Annotated in this window: 19 protein-coding genes; 10 read left to right on the top strand and 9 right to left on the bottom strand. The window is 70.4% G+C overall.

The genetic code is table 11. The annotated features are described in order from the left end of the window. Positions 1 to 18 precede the first annotated feature (18 nt). The 5 genes from AC0L5F_RS05860 to AC0L5F_RS05840 all read right to left on the bottom strand — a co-directional run bounded on the left by AC0L5F_RS05860 (position 19) and on the right by AC0L5F_RS05840 (position 3,775). The gene (locus AC0L5F_RS05860; RefSeq protein ID WP_473315682.1) at positions 19 to 789 is read right to left on the bottom strand and encodes an SCO1664 family protein; all 771 of its coding nucleotides are present in this window, start codon (positions 787 to 789) and stop codon (positions 19 to 21) included. Further along, positions 786 to 1,349: a DUF3090 domain-containing protein gene (locus tag AC0L5F_RS05855; protein ID WP_473315681.1), complete on the bottom strand. Its 564-nt coding sequence runs from the start codon at positions 1,347 to 1,349 to the stop codon at positions 786 to 788. Before AC0L5F_RS05855 ends, AC0L5F_RS05860 begins: the two co-directional genes overlap by 4 nt. 9 nt (positions 1,350 to 1,358) lie before the next feature. Then, on the bottom strand, positions 1,359 to 2,066 hold the full coding sequence (locus tag AC0L5F_RS05850; RefSeq protein WP_473315680.1) for a histidine phosphatase family protein: 708 nt from the start codon (positions 2,064 to 2,066) through the stop codon (positions 1,359 to 1,361). Between the two features lie 49 nt (positions 2,067 to 2,115). Continuing rightward, positions 2,116 to 2,586, bottom strand: coding sequence for an OsmC family protein (locus AC0L5F_RS05845; protein ID WP_473315679.1), 471 nt, complete (start codon positions 2,584 to 2,586; stop codon positions 2,116 to 2,118). A 103-nt stretch (positions 2,587 to 2,689) separates the two neighbouring features. Continuing rightward, a complete protein-coding gene (locus AC0L5F_RS05840) occupies positions 2,690 to 3,775 on the bottom strand; it encodes an alkene reductase (protein ID WP_473315678.1) in 1,086 nt (361 codons plus the stop codon). A 157-nt stretch (positions 3,776 to 3,932) separates the two neighbouring features. On the opposite strand from AC0L5F_RS05840, the gene AC0L5F_RS05835 reads away from it, so the two are divergent. Then, positions 3,933 to 4,352: a Fur family transcriptional regulator gene (locus tag AC0L5F_RS05835; protein WP_473316158.1), complete on the top strand. Its 420-nt coding sequence runs from the start codon at positions 3,933 to 3,935 to the stop codon at positions 4,350 to 4,352. Between the two features lie 31 nt (positions 4,353 to 4,383). Then, complete coding sequence (katG, locus tag AC0L5F_RS05830) at positions 4,384 to 6,624, top strand: catalase/peroxidase HPI (RefSeq protein ID WP_473315677.1); 2,241 nt, start codon at positions 4,384 to 4,386, stop codon at positions 6,622 to 6,624. Positions 6,625 to 6,720: 96 nt separating this feature from the next. Here the strand turns inward: katG and AC0L5F_RS05825 are convergent, their stop codons facing one another. Then, the gene (locus AC0L5F_RS05825; RefSeq protein ID WP_473315676.1) at positions 6,721 to 9,489 is read right to left on the bottom strand and encodes a penicillin acylase family protein; all 2,769 of its coding nucleotides are present in this window, start codon (positions 9,487 to 9,489) and stop codon (positions 6,721 to 6,723) included. A gap of 110 nt (positions 9,490 to 9,599) precedes the next feature. On the opposite strand from AC0L5F_RS05825, the gene AC0L5F_RS05820 reads away from it, so the two are divergent. After that, complete coding sequence (locus AC0L5F_RS05820) at positions 9,600 to 10,457, top strand: SGNH/GDSL hydrolase family protein (RefSeq protein ID WP_473315675.1); 858 nt, start codon at positions 9,600 to 9,602, stop codon at positions 10,455 to 10,457. On the opposite strand, the gene AC0L5F_RS05815 is transcribed toward AC0L5F_RS05820, so the two are convergent. Genes AC0L5F_RS05815 through AC0L5F_RS05805 form a run of 3 tightly spaced genes read right to left on the bottom strand, consistent with a single transcriptional unit; the run spans position 10,454 to position 12,558 of the window. Then, a complete protein-coding gene (locus AC0L5F_RS05815) occupies positions 10,454 to 11,470 on the bottom strand; it encodes an isopenicillin N synthase family dioxygenase (RefSeq protein WP_473315674.1) in 1,017 nt (338 codons plus the stop codon). The genes AC0L5F_RS05820 and AC0L5F_RS05815 overlap by 4 nt on opposite strands. Before the next feature lie 9 nt (positions 11,471 to 11,479). Further along, positions 11,480 to 12,001, bottom strand: a complete 522-nt coding sequence (locus AC0L5F_RS05810) for a hypothetical protein (protein ID WP_473315673.1) — start codon at positions 11,999 to 12,001, stop codon at positions 11,480 to 11,482. After that, positions 11,998 to 12,558, bottom strand: coding sequence for a hypothetical protein (locus AC0L5F_RS05805; protein WP_473315672.1), 561 nt, complete (start codon positions 12,556 to 12,558; stop codon positions 11,998 to 12,000). Before AC0L5F_RS05805 ends, AC0L5F_RS05810 begins: the two co-directional genes overlap by 4 nt. A gap of 120 nt (positions 12,559 to 12,678) precedes the next feature. Between AC0L5F_RS05805 and AC0L5F_RS05800 the strand changes: the two genes are divergently transcribed. The 7 genes from AC0L5F_RS05800 to AC0L5F_RS05770 all read left to right on the top strand — a co-directional run bounded on the left by AC0L5F_RS05800 (position 12,679) and on the right by AC0L5F_RS05770 (position 17,810). Beyond that, positions 12,679 to 13,659 carry an esterase/lipase family protein gene (locus AC0L5F_RS05800; RefSeq protein WP_473315671.1) on the top strand — a complete coding sequence of 327 codons (981 nt, stop codon included), beginning with the start codon at positions 12,679 to 12,681 and terminating at the stop codon, positions 13,657 to 13,659. A gap of 102 nt (positions 13,660 to 13,761) precedes the next feature. Continuing rightward, on the top strand, positions 13,762 to 15,000 hold the full coding sequence (locus tag AC0L5F_RS05795) for a CpaF family protein (RefSeq protein WP_473315670.1): 1,239 nt from the start codon (positions 13,762 to 13,764) through the stop codon (positions 14,998 to 15,000). After that, entirely contained in the window at positions 14,988 to 15,851 is an 864-nt protein-coding gene (locus tag AC0L5F_RS05790; RefSeq protein ID WP_473315669.1) for a type II secretion system F family protein, read from the top strand. Before AC0L5F_RS05795 ends, AC0L5F_RS05790 begins: the two co-directional genes overlap by 13 nt. Further along, positions 15,848 to 16,792: a type II secretion system F family protein gene (locus AC0L5F_RS05785; protein WP_473315668.1), complete on the top strand. Its 945-nt coding sequence runs from the start codon at positions 15,848 to 15,850 to the stop codon at positions 16,790 to 16,792. The genes AC0L5F_RS05790 and AC0L5F_RS05785 overlap by 4 nt, the downstream gene beginning before the upstream one ends. 26 nt (positions 16,793 to 16,818) lie before the next feature. After that, on the top strand, positions 16,819 to 16,983 hold the full coding sequence (locus AC0L5F_RS05780) for a hypothetical protein (protein ID WP_473315667.1): 165 nt from the start codon (positions 16,819 to 16,821) through the stop codon (positions 16,981 to 16,983). A 6-nt stretch (positions 16,984 to 16,989) separates the two neighbouring features. After that, complete coding sequence (locus AC0L5F_RS05775; protein WP_473315666.1) at positions 16,990 to 17,373, top strand: TadE/TadG family type IV pilus assembly protein; 384 nt, start codon at positions 16,990 to 16,992, stop codon at positions 17,371 to 17,373. Beyond that, complete coding sequence (locus AC0L5F_RS05770; RefSeq protein WP_473315665.1) at positions 17,370 to 17,810, top strand: hypothetical protein; 441 nt, start codon at positions 17,370 to 17,372, stop codon at positions 17,808 to 17,810. Before AC0L5F_RS05775 ends, AC0L5F_RS05770 begins: the two co-directional genes overlap by 4 nt. Positions 17,811 to 17,846 lie beyond the last annotated feature (36 nt).

Below are 17,846 nucleotides of genomic sequence, written 5' to 3'. Positions count from 1 at the left end.
CCTCCAGAACGAGATTCATCAGAAGGGTGGCCAGGGGATGGGCGGCATGTGGCCGCGCGGCGCCGGGAAGCGTGGGTCGCGCAGCAGGTGGTCGCAGCGCGCCGCCAGGGCACCGACCTCGTGGATGGTCAGCAGGTCGTCGAGCCTGTCGCCCAGATCGCCGGCCAGCGCGTCGCGCACGCGCTGCACGCCGGCCACCTCGTCGTCGGTGAGCGGCTCGTCGATCCAGCCCCACAGCACCGAGCGCAGCTTGTGCTCGGTGTGGAACGTCAGCCCGTGGTCGATGCCGTGCCGGTGGCCCGAGGTCATCTCGAGCACGTGCCCGCCCTTGCGGTCGGCGTTGTTGACGATGGTGTCGAAGATCGCCATGCGACGCAGGGCCGGGGAGTCCTCGTGGATGAGCGACACCGGACGGTCGCGGGCGTCGAGCCCGTCGAACACGTGCAACCAGCCGTCCGGGACCCGGCCGGACGGCACCAGGTCGACCGCGTCCTGTGCCGGGTCGGGCTCGCACCACAGCTGCAGCATTCCGGGGCCGAACGGGCCGTCGCCGAGCCAGGTGCGCGGCACGACGTCCCAGCCCAGCACCTCGGACACCGCGTACGACGCGACCTCGCGACGGGCGAGGTTGCCGTCGGGGAAGTCCCACAGCGGACGTTCGCCGGACACCGGCTTGTAGACGACGGTGACGTCGTCGAGCTCGCCGACGTAGGTGCCGTTGGATGCCGACAGCAGCCGGCCGGTGATCTGCAGGCCCGAGCCCAGCTCGTCGGCCAGCTCCTGGGTCACTGGAAGCCGTCGGGCAGGGTGCAGACGTGGTCGACCACGGAGTCCATCGGCTGCCCGCACAGCGAGCAGGTCGGGCGGCCGGACTCGACGATCTCGCGGGTGCGCTTCGCGAACGCGCGGGCCGTGCCCACCGGGATGCGGACCTGCAGCACCTCCTCGGGCTCCAGCTCCACCGGATCGAGCGACTCCAGCGCGTCGGCGTCGGCCTCGCTGACCGGGTAGGCCTCGATGACGATCTGCGCCGTCGACGGGTCCCAGCCGAGGCTCATCGCGCCGGCACGGAACTGCTCTCGCACCGGCTCGTCCAGCGGGTCCTTGTCCACCAGGCCGTCGGGTGCGAGAGCAGGGATGCTGAACGGGTTGCCGTCCTCGGCCATCAGCTGGTCGAGGATCTCCTCGATCTTCTCGGCCAGCACGGCCGACTGCTCCTTCTCCAGGGCGACGCTGACCAACTCGGAGCCGGTGCGTGCCTGCAGGAAGAAGGTGCGGGCGCCGGGGGCGCCGACCGTGTCGATGACGAACCGGTCGGGCCAGTCGAAACCGTGCACGAGAGGTGGCATGTGGTCAGTTTAGGAGCCCCCGGAAGCCTTCGCCTCCGGGCCCGCTCCGCCTCCCACCTGGGCGTCGTCGGACTCCGGCGCGACCTTCAGCCATGCGAGGTCCCCGGCGTGGGTGTTAGACGCCAGCACCGTGGGTCGACCCGCCGAGTACCGCACGATCGAGATCGACGCCGGGTCCACGTGGAGACGCTGGAACAGGTCGAGGTGCATGCCGAGGGCGTCGGCGAGGATCGACTTGATGATGTCGCCGTGGCTGACGGCCGCCCAGACGGCGTTCTTGCCGTGCTCGGCCTCGATGGCGGCGTCGTGGCGGCGCACCGCCGCCACCGATCGGGCCTGCATGGCCGACAGCGACTCGCCACCGGGGAACGCGGCCGCCGAGGGCTGGCCCTGCACCACCTTCCAGAGGTCCTCCTTGCCGAGGTCGGCGAGCTTGCGGCCCTGCCACTCGCCGTAGTCGCACTCGGTGATGCCCTTCTCGACCAGCAGGTCGGGGGCGGACGCCTGCTCGGCGAGCAGGGCGCGCGAGGTCTGCCGGCACCGCTCCAGCGGGCTCGACACGACGGCGGCCAACGGCACGACGGCGAGGCGCTCACCCGCGCGCCTCGCCTGCTGGCGGCCGGTCTCGTCCAGCCGGACGCCCGCCGTTCGTCCGGCGAGAACACCGCTCGCGTTCGCGGTGGTGCGGCCGTGCCGGACGAGGATCAGCGTTGCCATGTCGTCAGCCTAGGCGTGCGGCCCGGTCCCGGTGATCAGGCGTCCGCGGTCAGGCTCCGGCAGCGAGTGGTTCGGCGGTCCAGCTGGAGGTGTAGTCCAGCCCGCTGCGCTGGAAGAGCTGGGTGACGGGGCACCGACGCTCCATCTCGCTGACGAGACGGTCGAACGTCTCCGGGTCGGCGTCGGTCGCGACGGATGCGGTCACGGTGACGGCGTCGAAGTTGGCGTTGCCGTCCGCGCCCCCGACCATGACGGACGGGTCGAGGTCGCCCCGGGCCGAGAACGTGAACGCTCCGACGGTGACGCCGAGCTCCTTGGCCACGAGCTGAGTGGTGATCTGCTGGCACGAGGTGAGTGCCCCGAGGGTGTACGCCAGTGGGCTGGGCGACGCGTCGGCCCCGCCGAACGCCGGGTAGGTGTCGGCCTGGAACACGTGCGCGTTGTCGCCGCTGACGGTGATCTCCTGTGCAACGCCGGTGCCCTGCCCGGCGACGACGAACGGAACGATCTGCTTGACCATGGGTGAGTCCTGTTCTCGAGTGATGGATCCCATCGTCAGCCGGTTGCGAGCCGCCCGCCGCGCTGTCCACGATGAGAGACGGTGCGGCGGGGGCTCGCTCCGCTCAGGCTGCCGTGGACCCGTCGAGGAACGGGTAGTCGACGTATCCCTCGGCGCCGCCGCTGTAGAAGGTGTCGGGGTTCGGGTCGTTCAGGTCGGCGTCGGTCTTCCACCGCTCCACCAGGTCGGGGTTGGCCAGGATCGGGCGCCCCACCGCCACGGCGTCGGCCAGCCCGTCGTCCAGGATCGCTTGCGCCGACTCGCGGGTGGTGACCGAGGTGAACCCGGTGTTGGCCACGACCGGGCCGCCGAAGGTCGCGCGAAGCGACTGCACGAGCTCGAGCGACGGGTCGGCCAGCACGCTGAGGTAGGCCAGACCGAGCGGGGCGATGGCCTCGACGAGCGCCCCGTAGGTGGCGGCGACGTCGTCGGCGTCGGTCTCGGTGGCGCCCTGGATGTTGTGTGCGGGGGAGATGCGGATGCCGACACGGTCGGCGCCGATCGCCTCGGCGACGGCGCGGGTGACCTCGACGGCGAACCGTGCGCGGTTCTCGGGTGATCCGCCGTAGACGTCGGTGCGCTCGTTCGAGCCCGGCGCGAGGAACTGGTGGATCAGGTAGCCGTTGGCCGCGTGCACCTCGACCCCGTCGAGGCCCGCCTCGACGGCGTTGCGCGCTGCGGTCACGTACTCCTCGACGACGCCGGGGATCTCGTCGAGCTCGAGCGCTCGGGGCGTGGGGTAGTCCTGCATGCCCTGGGGCGTGAAGACGCGGTCGGGGGCGGCGATCGCACTCGGCGCGACGATGGGCTGCCCGCCGGTGTTGTCGGGGTGCGAGATGCGCCCCACGTGCATGAGCTGCGCGACGATGCGTCCGCCCTTGGCGTGCACGGCGTCGGCCACGCGGCTCCAGCCGGCGAGCTGTTCGGGGGAGTGGAAGCCGGGGGTGTTCAGGTACCCCTGGCCGGGAGCGCTCGGCTGCGATCCCTCGGTGACGATCAGGCCGGCGGTGGCGCGTTGCGCGTAGTACTGGACGGCGAGGTCGCCGGGCACTCCGCCGGCCTCGGCGCGGTTGCGCGTGAGTGGCGCCATCACGATGCGGTTCGGGAGCGTCCAGGCGCCCATGGGCAGTTCGTCGAAGAGTGAGGTCATGCAGATTTCAACCAGATCGGCGCGATGCGCATTCCGTGCGCCGCGACACACTGGCCACGACACTGCGCCGCGACACACTGGCCACGACCTACTGGGCCACAACACGCTGGGCCAAAGTCTTGACTCATTCAAGAATGTGGGAGACGCTCAAAATGTGATGCAGACGTCGGACCTCGAGCAGCAGCTGCGCTCGGCCGACCTGCGCGTCACGCGCCCCCGTGTGGCCGTGCTCGACGCCGTGCACCAGCACCCGCACGCCGACACCGACACGATCATCACCGCGGTGCGCGCCAACCTCGCCGAGGTCAGCCACCAGGCGGTCTACGACGTGCTCCGCGCCCTCACCGGCGCGGGCCTCGTGCGGCGCATCCAGCCGTCCGGATCCGTGGCGCGCTACGAGTCACGGGTCGGCGACAACCACCACCACGTCGTGTGTCGCACCTGCGGTGTCATCGCCGACGTCGACTGCGCCATCGAGGCCGTGCCGTGCCTCACCGCGTCCGACGACCACGGATTCTCGATCGACGAGGCCGAGGTCATCTACTGGGGCACCTGCTCCGACTGCACCACCCCCTGAGCCCACGAACCCACCACCGGAAGGAAACGACATGTCTGATGCCAACGCCGAAGTCGGCGAGATGAACTCCGACGAGAACCAGAGCGCGGGAGGCTGCCCGGTGATGCACGGCGACACGCCGATGCACCCCGCAGAGGGGCACAGCAACCGCGAGTGGTGGCCCAACCAGCTGAACCTGAAGATCCTGCGCAAGCACCCTGCCGAGGCCAACCCGATGGGTGCGGACTTCGACTACGCCGAGGCGTTCAAGACCCTCGACCTCGCTGCCGTCAAGGCCGACATCGCCGACGTGCTCACCACCTCGCAGGACTGGTGGCCGGCCGACTTCGGTCACTACGGCCCGTTCATGATCCGCATGGCGTGGCACAGCGCCGGCACGTACCGCATCCGCGACGGCCGCGGTGGCGCCGGAGCCGGCATGCAGCGCTTCGCCCCGTTGAACAGCTGGCCCGACAACGGCAACCTCGACAAGGCCCGCCGCCTGCTGTGGCCGGTCAAGAAGAAGTACGGCGCCAAGATCTCCTGGGCCGACCTGATGGTGCTCACCGGCAACGTCGCCCTGGAGTCCATGGGCTTCGAGACCTTCGGCTTCGCCGGCGGCCGCGCCGACGTGTGGGAGCCCGACGAGGACGTCTACTGGGGCCCGGAGACCGAGTGGCTCGGCGGCGACGAGGGCGGCCAGAAGCGCTACACCGGTGACCGTGACCTCGAGAACCCGCTCGCCGCGGTCCAGATGGGCCTGATCTACGTCAACCCCGAGGGCCCCGAGGGCGTCCCCGACCCGCTCGGCTCGGCGCGCGACATCCGCGAGACCTTCGGCCGCATGGCCATGAACGACGAGGAGACCGTGGCGCTGATCGCCGGCGGCCACACCTTCGGCAAGACCCACGGTGCCGCCGACCCCGAGCAGTACGTCGGGCCCGAGCCCGAGGGTGCCGGTCTGACCGAGCAGGGCTTCGGATGGAAGAACTCCTACAAGTCCGGCAAGGGCGAGGACGCCATCACGTCGGGCCTCGAGGTCACCTGGACCAGCACGCCCACGCAGTGGAGCAACGGGTACTTCGACAACCTCTTCGGCTACGAGTGGGAGCTGACCAAGAGCCCCGCGGGTGCGCACCAGTGGCAGCCCAAGGACGGCGCCGGCGCGGGAACCGTGCCCGGACCGGCCGAGGGATCGGCCGCGCGTGTCCCGACCATGCTCACGTCGGACATCGCGCTGCGCGAGGACCCGATCTACGAGCCGATCTCACGCCGCTTCCACGAGAACCCGGCCGAGTTCGCCGACGCGTTCGCGCGCGCCTGGTTCAAGCTGACGCACCGCGACATGGGGCCGATCCAGCGCTACCTCGGACCGGAGGTGCCCAGCGAGGAGCTGTTGTGGCAGGACCCGGTCCCGGCTGCTGACGGCTACACGCTCAGCGACGCCGACGTCGCGACCCTCAAGGAGGCGGTGCTCGCCACCGACCTCACCGTCGCGCAGCTGGTGTCGACGGCCTGGGCCGCAGCGGCGTCGTTCCGCGGCAGCGACAAGCGCGGCGGCGCCAACGGTGGCCGCCTGCGCCTCGAGCCGCAGAACGGCTGGGAGGTCAACAACCCCGACCAGCTGGCGGTCGTGCTGCGCACGCTCGAGGGCGTGCAGTCCTCGTTCGCCGGCACCGTGTCGATGGCCGACCTGATCGTGCTGGCCGGTTGCGCCGGCGTCGAGAAGGCCGCCCGGGACGCCGGTCACGACCTGACCGTCCCGTTCACGCCCGGCCGCACCGACGCGTCGCAGGAGCAGACCGACGTCGACTCCTTCGCCGCGCTGGAGCCGGCTGCCGACGGCTTCCGCAACTACGCGGGCAAGGGCAACGTGCTCCCGGCCGAGTACCTGCTCGTCGATCGCGCCAACCTGCTGACGCTGACGGCGCCGGAGATGACCGTGCTGGTCGGCGGCCTCCGGGTGCTGGGTGCGAACTACGACGGCTCCGCCACCGGCGTGCTCACCGCCAACCCGGGCACGTTGACGAACGACTTCTTCGTCAACCTGACCGCCATGGGTCACGAGTGGTCGGCCACGGACGACACCGAGACGATGTTCGAGTGCCGCGACACGGCCACGGGCGACGTCGTCTGGACCGGCAGCCGTGCCGACCTGGTGTTCGGCTCGAACTCCGAGCTGCGCGCGCTGGCCGAGGTCTACGCCAGCGACGACGCCAAGGACAAGTTCGTCACCGACTTCGTGTCGGCGTGGGACAAGGTCATGAACCTGGACCGGTACGACCTGGTCTGAGGTTCCCGCTGGGCCTGACGTTCTGACCCGACACGCCAGCGTGTCGCGGTCGAGACGTCAGGCCCAGCGCCCTTTCCGGGGCACTCGGTCAGGGCCTCAGCGGGCGCGGTGGCCCGTGTAGTCGACCACCTGCTGGAAGGTGGGCCGGTTCTGCCAGTCGATCGGCCGAACGCCCACGACACCACCGGTGGTGGGCACGATGTCGTCGATCGTCTTGTCGTAGGTCAGCGCTCCGGGGCTGTCGACGCCCTGAGCGGCCTCCGCGCGATCCACGGCAGCCAGCAGCGACGACCGCAGCGTCGCCCGACAGCGGCTCTTCGAGCCGCACAGCTTCACCGAGAACGGGGAGCCGACCTGCTGGCCGAGCACGCGGCGCAGGTCCTTGTCGAGGTAGCCGTACCAGGGAGCGCCGAGCCACGCCGAGCCCTGACCCAGCCGTGGGTGGTTGTCCAGCGGCTGCGGAACGGCGCGAGCGATCTCGGACCCGAGTCCCGGCTCCACGGCGTCGAACGCCAGAGCGTGATCGCCGTCCTGCCACCACGTGTCGAAGATCGCGATCGCAGCCTGGTGCTCGTAGCTGCCGGTGCGGTCGCGATCGACGCGATGCGCACCGTCGGCCAGCCAGTCCGACAGCAGGCGGCGCGCCTCCGCCGTCGCGGGATCCTTGCCGATGACCGCCAGCAGCTCGGGCAGCAGCGACTTCGCGCGCACGTCCTCGGTGGCGGCGTCCTGCACGATGGCCGCGAGTCTGGCTCGGCTGACCTTGCCGTCATCGATGGCCGACTCCACCCGACGGCTGAGCGCCTGCGAGCGGTGCACCGATCCGTCCGACCACTTGTCGTCGGCCGCGGCGAAGTCGGGAGCCGGCTTGTTGTTCCAGCTGGCCAGGTACCCCGTCGGCGGGTTGATCTGCTGGGCGTGATCCTGCGGCGCGAGCCATCCGGTGGGGTCGTACTTCGCGTCGGACCAGCGCGGCAGGTCGGTGTCGACGCCCTCGGCGCGCACCGGAAGGCGACCCGAGGAGTAGAACGCGATGTCCCGGTCGTCGGCGTAGAACCAGTTGAACGTGTAGTCGATGCCCTCGGCCGCGCGCTGGAACGATCGAGCGTCGGTCACGAAGCCCGGGTCGTTGAACCGCGAGAATCCGAGGATCGAGGCGGCCTCGCGGCCGTAGGTGCTGCGCTCGAGCACGATCGCCACGGGCCTGCCGTCGACGGTCGTGCGGGTCTGCACGATGCCGTGCTTGGTGCGCCAGACCTGCATCTTCAGCGTCTTGGGCAGGGTCGGAGCCGTGATGTTCGGGATCACGGTCTCCTTGTGCTCGTTGTACTGCATCGGCACGCACCGGTCGCCGTCGAGGTACGACGTGGACTCCACCGTGGGTGCGCTGCCGTCGGCGTTGCACAGCTTCTCCACGACGGTGTCGATGTTGTCGCTGCCGGCGCTGGTGGCCGACCAGGCGTAGTCGAGGCCGTGTCCGAGCTCGACCACGAGGTTGGTGCCGGCGAACGAGACGCCGCGCGCGAACACTCCCGGCCCCATCAGCACCTGCTCGTTGAGCAGCTGCGGGTTGTAGTAGCCGGTCTGCGGGCCGAACACCGCCAACGGGCGACCTGTGGAGGTCTTGTCGGCGCCCACCACCAGGGCGTTGCTCATGCCGGTGGTGGCGAACAGGCTGCTCAGGTCGATGGTGCCCTTGGGGGCCGGTCCGGGATCGGCGGGGACGCCGGTCAGTCCGAGTCGCAGCGCGTCCACGAGCGTCTCCAGCGGACTGGTGGAGCCGGCGTCGTCGCCGGAGCCGGAGGCCACCGGGCCGTCGAGGTCGGGAATCGCCACGCCGGGCTTGGTCGGGTCGAACGGCACGTCGTCGTAGGGGAACGAGGTGGTGGCCGTTGTGGGTGCCTCGGTGTCGTTCTTCTCGCGCAGGCTGGTGAAGACCTTGTTGGCCTTCTTGGTGCCGAGCGACTTCTTCAGGGTGCTGTAGAAGCGGGCGTTGGCGAACTCCTGGCCGCCGCCCTTGCCGAAGATGCCGCCGACCAGCGACGCGACGTACGTGAGGTCGGCTCGCGTCCACTTGGTGGGCTTCTTCTGCAGAGCCAGGTACTCGGCGGGGCACTGGGCGCCGGTCGGCAGGCCGAGCGGGCACATCTTGTCCTGGGCGGCGTTGATGCCGGCGAGGTACGCGTCGGCGCCACGCAGCAACCGCTCGCCCTCCGCGCCGTTCTCCTGCGCGATGATCTCGAGCTGGTCGGCGGCCTCCTTCGGCGTGTAGTACGCCGTGCGCACCTGCTCGCGGTCCATCGCGATGTTGCCGGGGGTGGCCCCGACGAACTCGGCGCCGCGGCCTGCGCCGAGGTGGCGCAGCGCGTCCATGAGGAACATGCGGTCCTGGGTGCCGGCGTATCCGGCGCCGAACATGGTGTCCTCGTAGGTCTTGCCGGTGATGTAGGGGACCCCGTAGGAGTCGCGCTCGATGGTGACGCCCGCTCGGGGCTTGTCGGTGCTCACCACGGTGTCGGGGACGAAGCCGGCGGCCTTGTAGTCGCGGTCGACGTCGGCGTCGGTGATGTCGGCGGGGTCGTGGGTGTTGAACCGGTCGTACATCTCGAGCTGGTCGGCGTAGTTCCTGGGCGCGTTCTTGCCCTCGATCGCGGTGAGGCCGCCGCCGGCGAGCACCTTGAGCAGGTCTCCGGCGTTGATCGTGCCGCGTTGGCCGGCCGGGACGATGTTGCGGACGGTGCCGTAGCCGTCGGCCGTCTGCGGTGACGGGACGGCGTCGGCTCCTTGGGCCGGGCCCGCCAGGGAGGTCATGCAGATGGCGGCCAGGGCGGGTGCTGCGAGGGCTGCGGTGAGTGATCGGCGCACGGGGGCTCCTTCGGCGACATGTGTTGCAGGTCACAACGAGTTGGACCGCGTGGAGTTACTTGCGAGTCACAAATGACGTGACGTGAGCCACTCTGGGTCGTTGTGGGGACATGAAGCGTCTTCTGCTCGGCTCCGTCGTCTCGGCCCTGGCGGCCACCGTGGCACTGGTCTCGCCGTCGTCCGCCGCCCCTGCCCCGTTGCGCTACGTCGCCCTCGGCGACTCCTACAGCGCCGCATCGGGGGTGCTGCCGCTCGACCTCACCGCGTTCGTCGGTTGTCTGCGGTCCACCCGCAACTACCCGCACGTGCTGGCGGCCCAGATCGGCGCGCAGCTGACCGACGTCACGTGTGGCGCTGCGGAGACCGGTGACTTCTTCGAGTCGCAGTACCCCGGCGTCGCGCCCCAGCTGGACGCCCTGAAGCCGGACACCCAGCTCGTCACCATGACGATCGGTGGCAACGACAGCAGCGTCTTCATCGGCGCCATCCTCAGCTGCGGCACCGCCGGCCTCACCACCCTCGGCCAGGGCAGCCCGTGCAAGGACAGGTACGGCTCGTCGTTCGTCGAGACGATCAACACCACCACGTACCCGTCGCTGGTCAAGGCGCTGAAGGCGGTCAAGCAGAAGTCGCCGAAGGCGAAGGTCGCCATCCTCGGCTACCCGAACATCGTGCCGCCGACGAAGGGCTGCTTCCCGCAGCTGCCGCTCGCCACGGGCGACATCCCCTACCTGTTCGACCTGCAGAAGACCCTGAACTCGGCGATCAAGCGTGCGGCTGCGGCGACGAAGGTCACCTACGTCGACTTCAGCACCGTCTCGGTCGGTCACGACGCCTGCAAGCCGATCGGCACCCGCTGGATCGAGCCGGTCCTGCTCGGCACCAACCCCGTGATCGTGCACCCCAACGCGCTGGGCGAGGCCAAGATGGCCGAGCAGACCAAGAAGGTGCTCAAGCTCGGTCGCTAGTTGCGTGCGGCGCCCACCAGGTCGGGGTGGTGGATCGCCGCCACGTCGGGATGGGCGCGCAGCCGAGCCTTCAACAGGTTCTCGCCGTACCGGGATCCCAGGACGTTCTGGGCGTCCTGGGTGACCCCGCGCGACATCGCGGCGAGCTCGGGTGGCAGGTCGATCGGCGGGATCTCGGCCGCCAGCCCGGGGTTGAAGAAGTAGGGGATGGAGAGGCGCTCGGTACCGGCCGGGGGAGCGACCACGCGATGCTGGGTGGCGCGCAGGTAGCCGTCGGTGGCGACCTCCATGAGCTCGCCGATGTTGACCACGAAGCAGTCGTCGGTCGGCGGGACGTCGATCCAGCCTGCGTCCCCTGAGGTGCCGTCGCGCTGCACCTGCAGGCCCCCGACACCCGGCTCGATCAGCAGCAGCGTGAGGATGCCGGGGTCCTTGTGCGCCCCGACGCCCTGTTGGGCGTCGTCGCTGCCCGGGTAGCGGACCAGCTTCAGCAGGGTCGACGGCAGGTCAAAGGTGCTGTCGAAGTGGTCGGGCGAGGCGCCCAGGGAGACGGCCCACTCGCGCACGAGGCGGTGCCCGATCGCCTCGAGACGATCGGTCCAGGCGGTGATCACCGGACGCAGCTCGGGCATCGCCGCGGGCCACTGGTTGGGCCCGTCGAGGCGCTGGTGGGGCAGGGCGTCGGCGGGCGCCGGGTCGCGCTCGGAGCCGATGTCGATCTGTTCGCGCCAGTCGACGGCACCCTGGGTCAGCTCGCCGCCCACGCGGGTGTACCCGCGAAACCACGGGCTGCGCGTCATGTCGATCGCGTGCTTGTCGTCGTCGGGGAGGGCGAAGAACCGGCGGGCCGTGTCGAACAGCTCGCTCACCACGTCGTCGGGGATGCGGTGACGCAGGTGGAAGAAGCCGACCTCGTGCGTCGCCTCGCGCAGGTCGTGGCGGAAGGTCTGCAGGGCTTCGGGTCCGCCGTCGAGGTCGGCGAGATCCAGCAGCGGCAGGTCGCGAGCGGTCACGGGCTCAGACTAGATCGGCGACTCGGCCAGCTCCTTGAGCACCCGCAGCTGCTTGCGCATCATCACCAGGTCGCCCCACGCGAGCGCCTCGGCGCGCACGCGGGTCAGCCGGGTCGGGGCGGCGGCGGTGAGACGCGCGACGATGCGCGATCCTGCGCCGGATGGTTCTGCTGCATACGTCATCGCAACGGGGCCGAACAGCTTCTGGCCCCGCGGAGTGGTCAGGCCCGTCCACTGATGGGGGGCGTCGAAGGACGTCAGGCGGAACACGACGGCCATGGTCTGCCCGATCTCGAGCTGGTGAGCACCGGGCGTGAGCTCACGCGGGCTCTGTCGTCCGCGATTGTCGATCCAGTCGTAGGAGTAGGGGGCCACCGAGATCTGGCACAGCCAGCGCCAGGTGACCTCGACCGGTGCGGCCACGTCGATCGCGCGGGTCATGCGCACGGACCTGCCGGGCACGGCGTCGTCGGCCGGGTAGTGCCGGCGCGCCTCGTCGTCGGTGGCGCCCCACACCAGGGGCAGGCTCATCCGCGATAGGCGTTCGCGGCGCCCTCCTGGCTCAGGCACTGGTCGCCGGCGACCGACGCGGGGAAGCGGTAGCGCACCAGGGTGGCGCAGTCGACGAGCTCCTGGCCGCCCCAGACCTGTGACCACTGGCCGCCCTGCTTGGCCCACAGCACCGCGTAGCCACCGCACTCGGGAGTGAAGACGCCGCCGGAGGCCCAGCCGGCGTTCTGCAGCTTGCTGACCCGGATCTCGGGGCTGCCGGGGCAGTCGCTCCCGGCCTCGTTCCGCAGGCGCTTGAGCTCGGCGGCGACGAAGGTCTTGAAGTCGTCCGACGCCTGGGGCAGGTCGGCCGCGCTGCCGGCGTCGGACACGACCCGCCCTGAGTCCTGCTGCGTGTCGTAGTCGATCGCGGGTGCCTCGGGGTCGGGGGCGGGCGTGGTGGCGGTCGGCGCGGGAGTCGTCGCGGAGGGGGTGGGAGCCGTCGTCGGCGCAGGTGTGGGGGGCGTGGCCGGCTCGCTGGACGAGCTGCACGCGGACACCACGAGCAGTGCTGCGGCCATCGCGATCGTGCGCTTCATGGCCACATCATCACCCACCCGTCACTCCGGACTCAGCAGCGACGGCGGTGGCGCGAAGACGTAACGTCGAGTTACAACGAGCGTTGTGCTGGGTGACCGTCGTCACATCCTGGGGGAAACATGATCGTTCGTCGTCTCTTCGCCACTGCGCTCGCCACGGCTGCCACCGCAGCGGCCGTCCTCGTCGCCTCCCCGGCGCAGGCCGCCGGCCCTCCCGGGTACTCGGTGCCCGCCGGCCAGCTTGCGTCGTCGCTCACCTGCTCGGGCAACCCGCGCAGCGGACCCACGCCGGTGCTCTTGGTGCCCGGCACCACCCTGACTCCCGACGTGAACTTCTCGTGGAACTACGCCAAGGCGTTCACGTCCGAGCAGCGAGCCTGGTGCTGGGTCGAGCTGCCCAAGAACGCGATGGGCGACATCCAGGTGGCGGCCGAGTACGTCGTCAACGGCATCCGGACGCTGCGTGCGGAGGCCGGGCGCAAGGTCTCCGTCGTCGGGTTCAGCCAGGGCGGCATGGTGCCGCGGTGGGCGCTGAAGTTCTGGCCCGACACCCGCGCCATGGTCGACGACCTGGTCGGCCTGGACCCGTCCAACCACGGCACGCTCGACGCGTACCCGATCTGCGCGATCGGCTGCGCACCGGCGTTCTGGCAGCAGCAGACCGGCTCGACGTTCCTGGCCACGCTGAACGCCGGACAGGAGACCTACACCGGCATCTCGTACACGCAGGTCTACACCGCCACGGACGAGATCGTGGTGCCCAACTTCCCGCCGTACGCGAGCAGCGCCCTGCACACCGGGCCCGGTGCGAAGTCCAACATCCTGGTGCAGTCGATCTGCCCGGTGCACGTGTCCGAGCACCTGACCATGGGGACCTCCGATCCGGTCGGCTACGCGCTGGTGGCCGACGCGCTGGAGAACGCTGGTCCCGCGAAGGCGTCGCGCATCTCGCGCTCGGTCTGCCTGCGGGCGTTCATGCCGGCGGTGACCCTCGCCTCGTTCACCGCCAACTTCCCGAAGGTGCTCGCCCAGGCCGGCCAGCAGGTCCTGGTCGCCGACCGCGTCCCGGCCGAGCCGGCGCTCGCGCCCTACGCGCAGTAGCGCGGCGCGGGGTCACGCCGTCCACAGCCGGACGGACACCCCTTCACATCGGGGTGTCCGTCGGGCAGGATGCTTGACCAACAGACGATTCGGGGGGATCGGATGGACCAGCTGGCACCGGCGTTCGCCGATCAGGTGCGTGATCTGGTGCGCGAGCGACGCATCGATCCGCGCACCGACACCGATGCCGTGCGCCGGGCTGCTCTCGACGTCATCGCCGAGCACGACCGCCGCAGCCTCACCGGTGCGGTGCGTCCGGTCGACCAGCCCGAGGTGCTGGTCGGGCAGATCCTCGCCGACGTGTCCGGGTTCGGGCCGCTGCAGCAGTTCCTCGACGACGACACCGTCGAGGAGGTGTGGATCAACGAGCCTGATCGGGTCTTCGTCGCGCGCGGCGGCACGCACGAGCTGACGTCGCTGGTGCTCACGGCCGATCAGGTACGCGAGCTGGTCGAGCGCATGCTGTCCAGCAGCGGGCGGCGCCTCGACATCAGTCAGCCGTTCGTCGACGCCACCCTGCCCGGTGGCCACCGCCTGCACGTCGTGCTCGGCGGTATCACCCGGGGGTTCGCCGCCGTCAACATCCGCAAGTTCATCGCCAAGGCCCAGTCGCTGAACGACCTGGTCGCCCTCGGCACGCTCGACGCGCACGCCGCCGAGTTCCTCGACGCCTCGGTGAGGGCGGGGCTGAACGTGGTGGTCTCGGGTGGGACCCAGGCGGGAAAGACCACCTTGCTGAACTGCTTGACGGCGTCGATCCCGGGCACCCAGCGGCTGGTGTCGGTCGAGGAGGTCTTCGAGCTGAAGTGCGGCCATCCCGACTGGGTCGCCCTCCAGACCCGCCAGGCCGGCCTCGAGGGCACCGGTGAGATCACGCTGCGGGCACTCATCAAGGAGGCCCTGCGGATGCGGCCGTCGCGGATCATCGTCGGTGAGGTGCGGGCCGCCGAGTGTCTCGATCTGCTGCTGGCGCTCAACGCCGGACTTCCGGGGATGGCATCGATCCACGCCAACTCCGCACGCCAAGCGCTGGTCAAGATGTGCACGCTTCCCCTCCTGGCCGGAGACAACATCGGGTCGCGATTCGTCGTGCCGACCGTCGCGACCTCGGTCGACCTGGTCGTGCACACGGCCATGGGGCCTGACGGATCTCGTGCCGTCCGCGAGATCATGGCCATCACCGGCCGCGTCGAGAACGGCATCATCGAGTCCGAGCCGGTGTTCCTGCGGCGCGGCACCACCCTGCGGCGAGAGCACGGTGTTCCCGTCCGACGCGAGGTGTTCGAGCGCGCAGGGATCGACCTCGACCACGTGCTCGGAGCGTCACGATGGGTGCCCTGACCGGCGCCGTGTTCGGCCTGGGCTGCGCCCTGCTCGCCTGGGTCTGGCTTGAACCCGGGTGGCGTCCTGCGCCACGTCGACGATCCTCGCGCCCCGGCCGTGTCGCCGGTCTGCTGGCGAGCGCCGGCGCGGTCGGGATCGCACCCTGGCAGCTGGCGGCCTTGTGCGCGGCGATGTTCCTGATGGGAGCCGTGGTCTTCGTGGCCGTTTCCGGGGTGGTCGCGATCGGCCTGATCTTCGGGGTGATGGCCGGATCGGTGCCGGTGGTGGTGCTCCGCGGCCGGGCCACCCGGCGCCGCCGTCAGCACGCCGCCCTGTGGCCGGATGCGGTGGACAACCTGACGTCGGCTGTGCGAGCGGGTCTGTCCCTGCCCGATGCGCTGATCCAGCTCGGCGAGCGGGGCCCCGACGGTCTGCGTGAGCCGTTCATCCAGTTCGGGCACGACTACCAGTCATCGGGGAGGTTCCACCAGTCGCTCGACCTGTTGAAGGACCGCCTCGCCGACCCCACCGGCGACCGAGTCGTGGAGGCCCTGCGCATCGCGCGCGACGTCGGAGGAGGCGACCTCGGGCGCGTCCTGCGATCGCTCGCCGGCTTCCTGCGCGACGACCAGCGCACCCGCGGAGAGATCGAGGCGCGACAGTCCTGGACGGTCACCGGCGCCCGGCTGGCCGTGGCGGCACCGTGGATCGTGCTGCTGCTGATGTGCTTCCAGGGTGACGTCATCGGCCGATTCGCCACGCCCGCCGGCATGGTGGTTCTCGGCGGTGGTGCATTCACCTGCCTCGTCGCCTACCGCCTGATGATGTGGATCGGGCGCCTCCCGGCCGAGCGACGGATCCTGGCATGACCTCACTGGATATGAGTGGACTGACCATGAGCGGCGCTCTGGTGGGCTTCGGCCTGTCGGCGGGTGTCTGGCTCGTCGTCTCGGGCGTGCTGAGAACTCGGCGGCCGTCGGTCGAGCAGCGAGTGGCGCCGTACGTGCGCGACGTCCACCCGTACGTCACCGTTCCGGGACGGTCTGGGGGCGTGGCGTCGGCGGTGTTCGGGCCGTTCATCCGTCGAGCCGCGGGTGCGGTGGGTGAGTGGGTCGGAAGCGCAGCCGCGGTTGGGTCACGTCTCGACCGCCTCGGGGTCGCCACGACCCTCGATGAGTTCCGCGTCCGTCAGGCGCTGTGGGGGACGGGTGGGCTCCTGGCCGGACTCGTCGTGGCCACGCTGCTGTGGACCTCGCAACGTACTGCAGCACCAGCGCTCCTCGGCATCTGTGGATTCGGCTTCGTCGCCGGGGTCATGTGGTGCGACCGCCGCCTGAGCGAGGCCGTGGCAAACCGCGAGCAGGAGATGGAGCAGGAGTTTCCCGTCGTCGCCGAGCTGTTGGCTCTCGCGGTCGCTGCGGGCGAGAGCCCGGTGGCTGGGCTGGAGCGCATCCTGCGGGTCTGCCACGGAAGCCTCGCCGACGAGCTCGCGCGGGTGCTGTCGGAGATCCGCACCGGGGCGCCCATGGCCGCGACGTTCGACGCGCTGGCCAGACGTACCGGCGTCACCAGCATCGCGCGCTTCGCCGAGGGGCTGGCGGTGGCACTCGAGCGCGGGACCCCGTTGGTCGACGTCCTGCACGCTCAGGCCGCCGACGTCCGGGACGCCGCTCGCCGCGAGCTCATGGAGGCCGGAGGTCGCAAGGAGGTCTCGATGATGATCCCTGTCGTCTTCCTGGTCCTCCCGGTGACCGTCGTCTTCGCGTTCTACCCGGGCCTGGTCGGCCTGCATCTGACATCCGGAACCTGACCGCCCGACGGGCACGAGGAGGAACCATGAAGTGGATGAGCCGTTTCGACACCCACGACGAGCGAGGCGACGTCCCCGGGTGGGTGATGATCACCGTGATGTCCGCTGGGCTGGTGGCGATCCTCGCTGCCGCTGCCGGGCCACAGCTGCGCTCCATGTTGACCCAGGCGCTGTCGGCCGTCGGCGGGTGACCAGAAGTGATCCGGTCGTCCGATCGGGGCGCGGCGGTCGTGGAGTTCGTCCTGGTCATGACCCTTTTGGTGCCGCTCGTGCTCGGCATCGCCCAGATCGGGCTGGTGCTGCACGTGCGCAACACCGCCACGGCTGCGGCCGCCGAGGGGGCGCGGGCGGCGGCGCCGCTGGAGGCCACGGCGGGTGACGGAGCGGAGCGCACCCGGCAGATCATCCGACAGTCCTTGGATGATCGCTACGCGGACGACGTCACGGCCGGGTACGCCGTGGTCGACGGCGTCGAGACCGCCGAGGTGGTCGTTCGGGCCAGGGTTCCGGCGCTCGGGCTGTTCGGTCCTGCCGTGCCCCTGACCGTCAGCGGTCACGCGATTCGCGAGCTCGAGCCGTGAGGCGGTCCGCAGGGGGAGCGGATCGCGGCACGGCCACCATCGAGTTCGTCTGGCTCACCATCTTGTTGCTCGTGCCGTTGGTCTACGTGCTGGTCGCGGTCTTCGACACCCAACGTGCCGCCTACGGGACGTCGTCGGCGAGTCGTTCGGCCGCCCGCGCCTTCCTGCAGTCGCCCGACGTCGTCACCGGCGAGGCGCGGGCGAGGGCCGCGGCGCGCCTCGTGATGGGCGACCAAGGGCTGGCAGGCGCGACGGTGCGGATCAGCTGCCTGCCGACCCCCGCCGACTGTCTGCAGCCGGGCTCGTCGGTGCGGGTCTTCGTGCAAGCCACGCAGCGCCTGCCGCTGACGCCGTCGGTGTTCGGCGAGAACATCGGTGCGATCACCGTCGACAGCACGCACACCCAGCCTTACGGCACCTACCGGGCGCGCCGATGAACCGCTCGGACAGCCACGAAGGGGACCGCGGGACGG

This window comes from Aeromicrobium sp. 10G20-16 (assembly GCF_055809665.1).
This window is presented reverse-complemented; position numbering and strand designations above follow the sequence as displayed.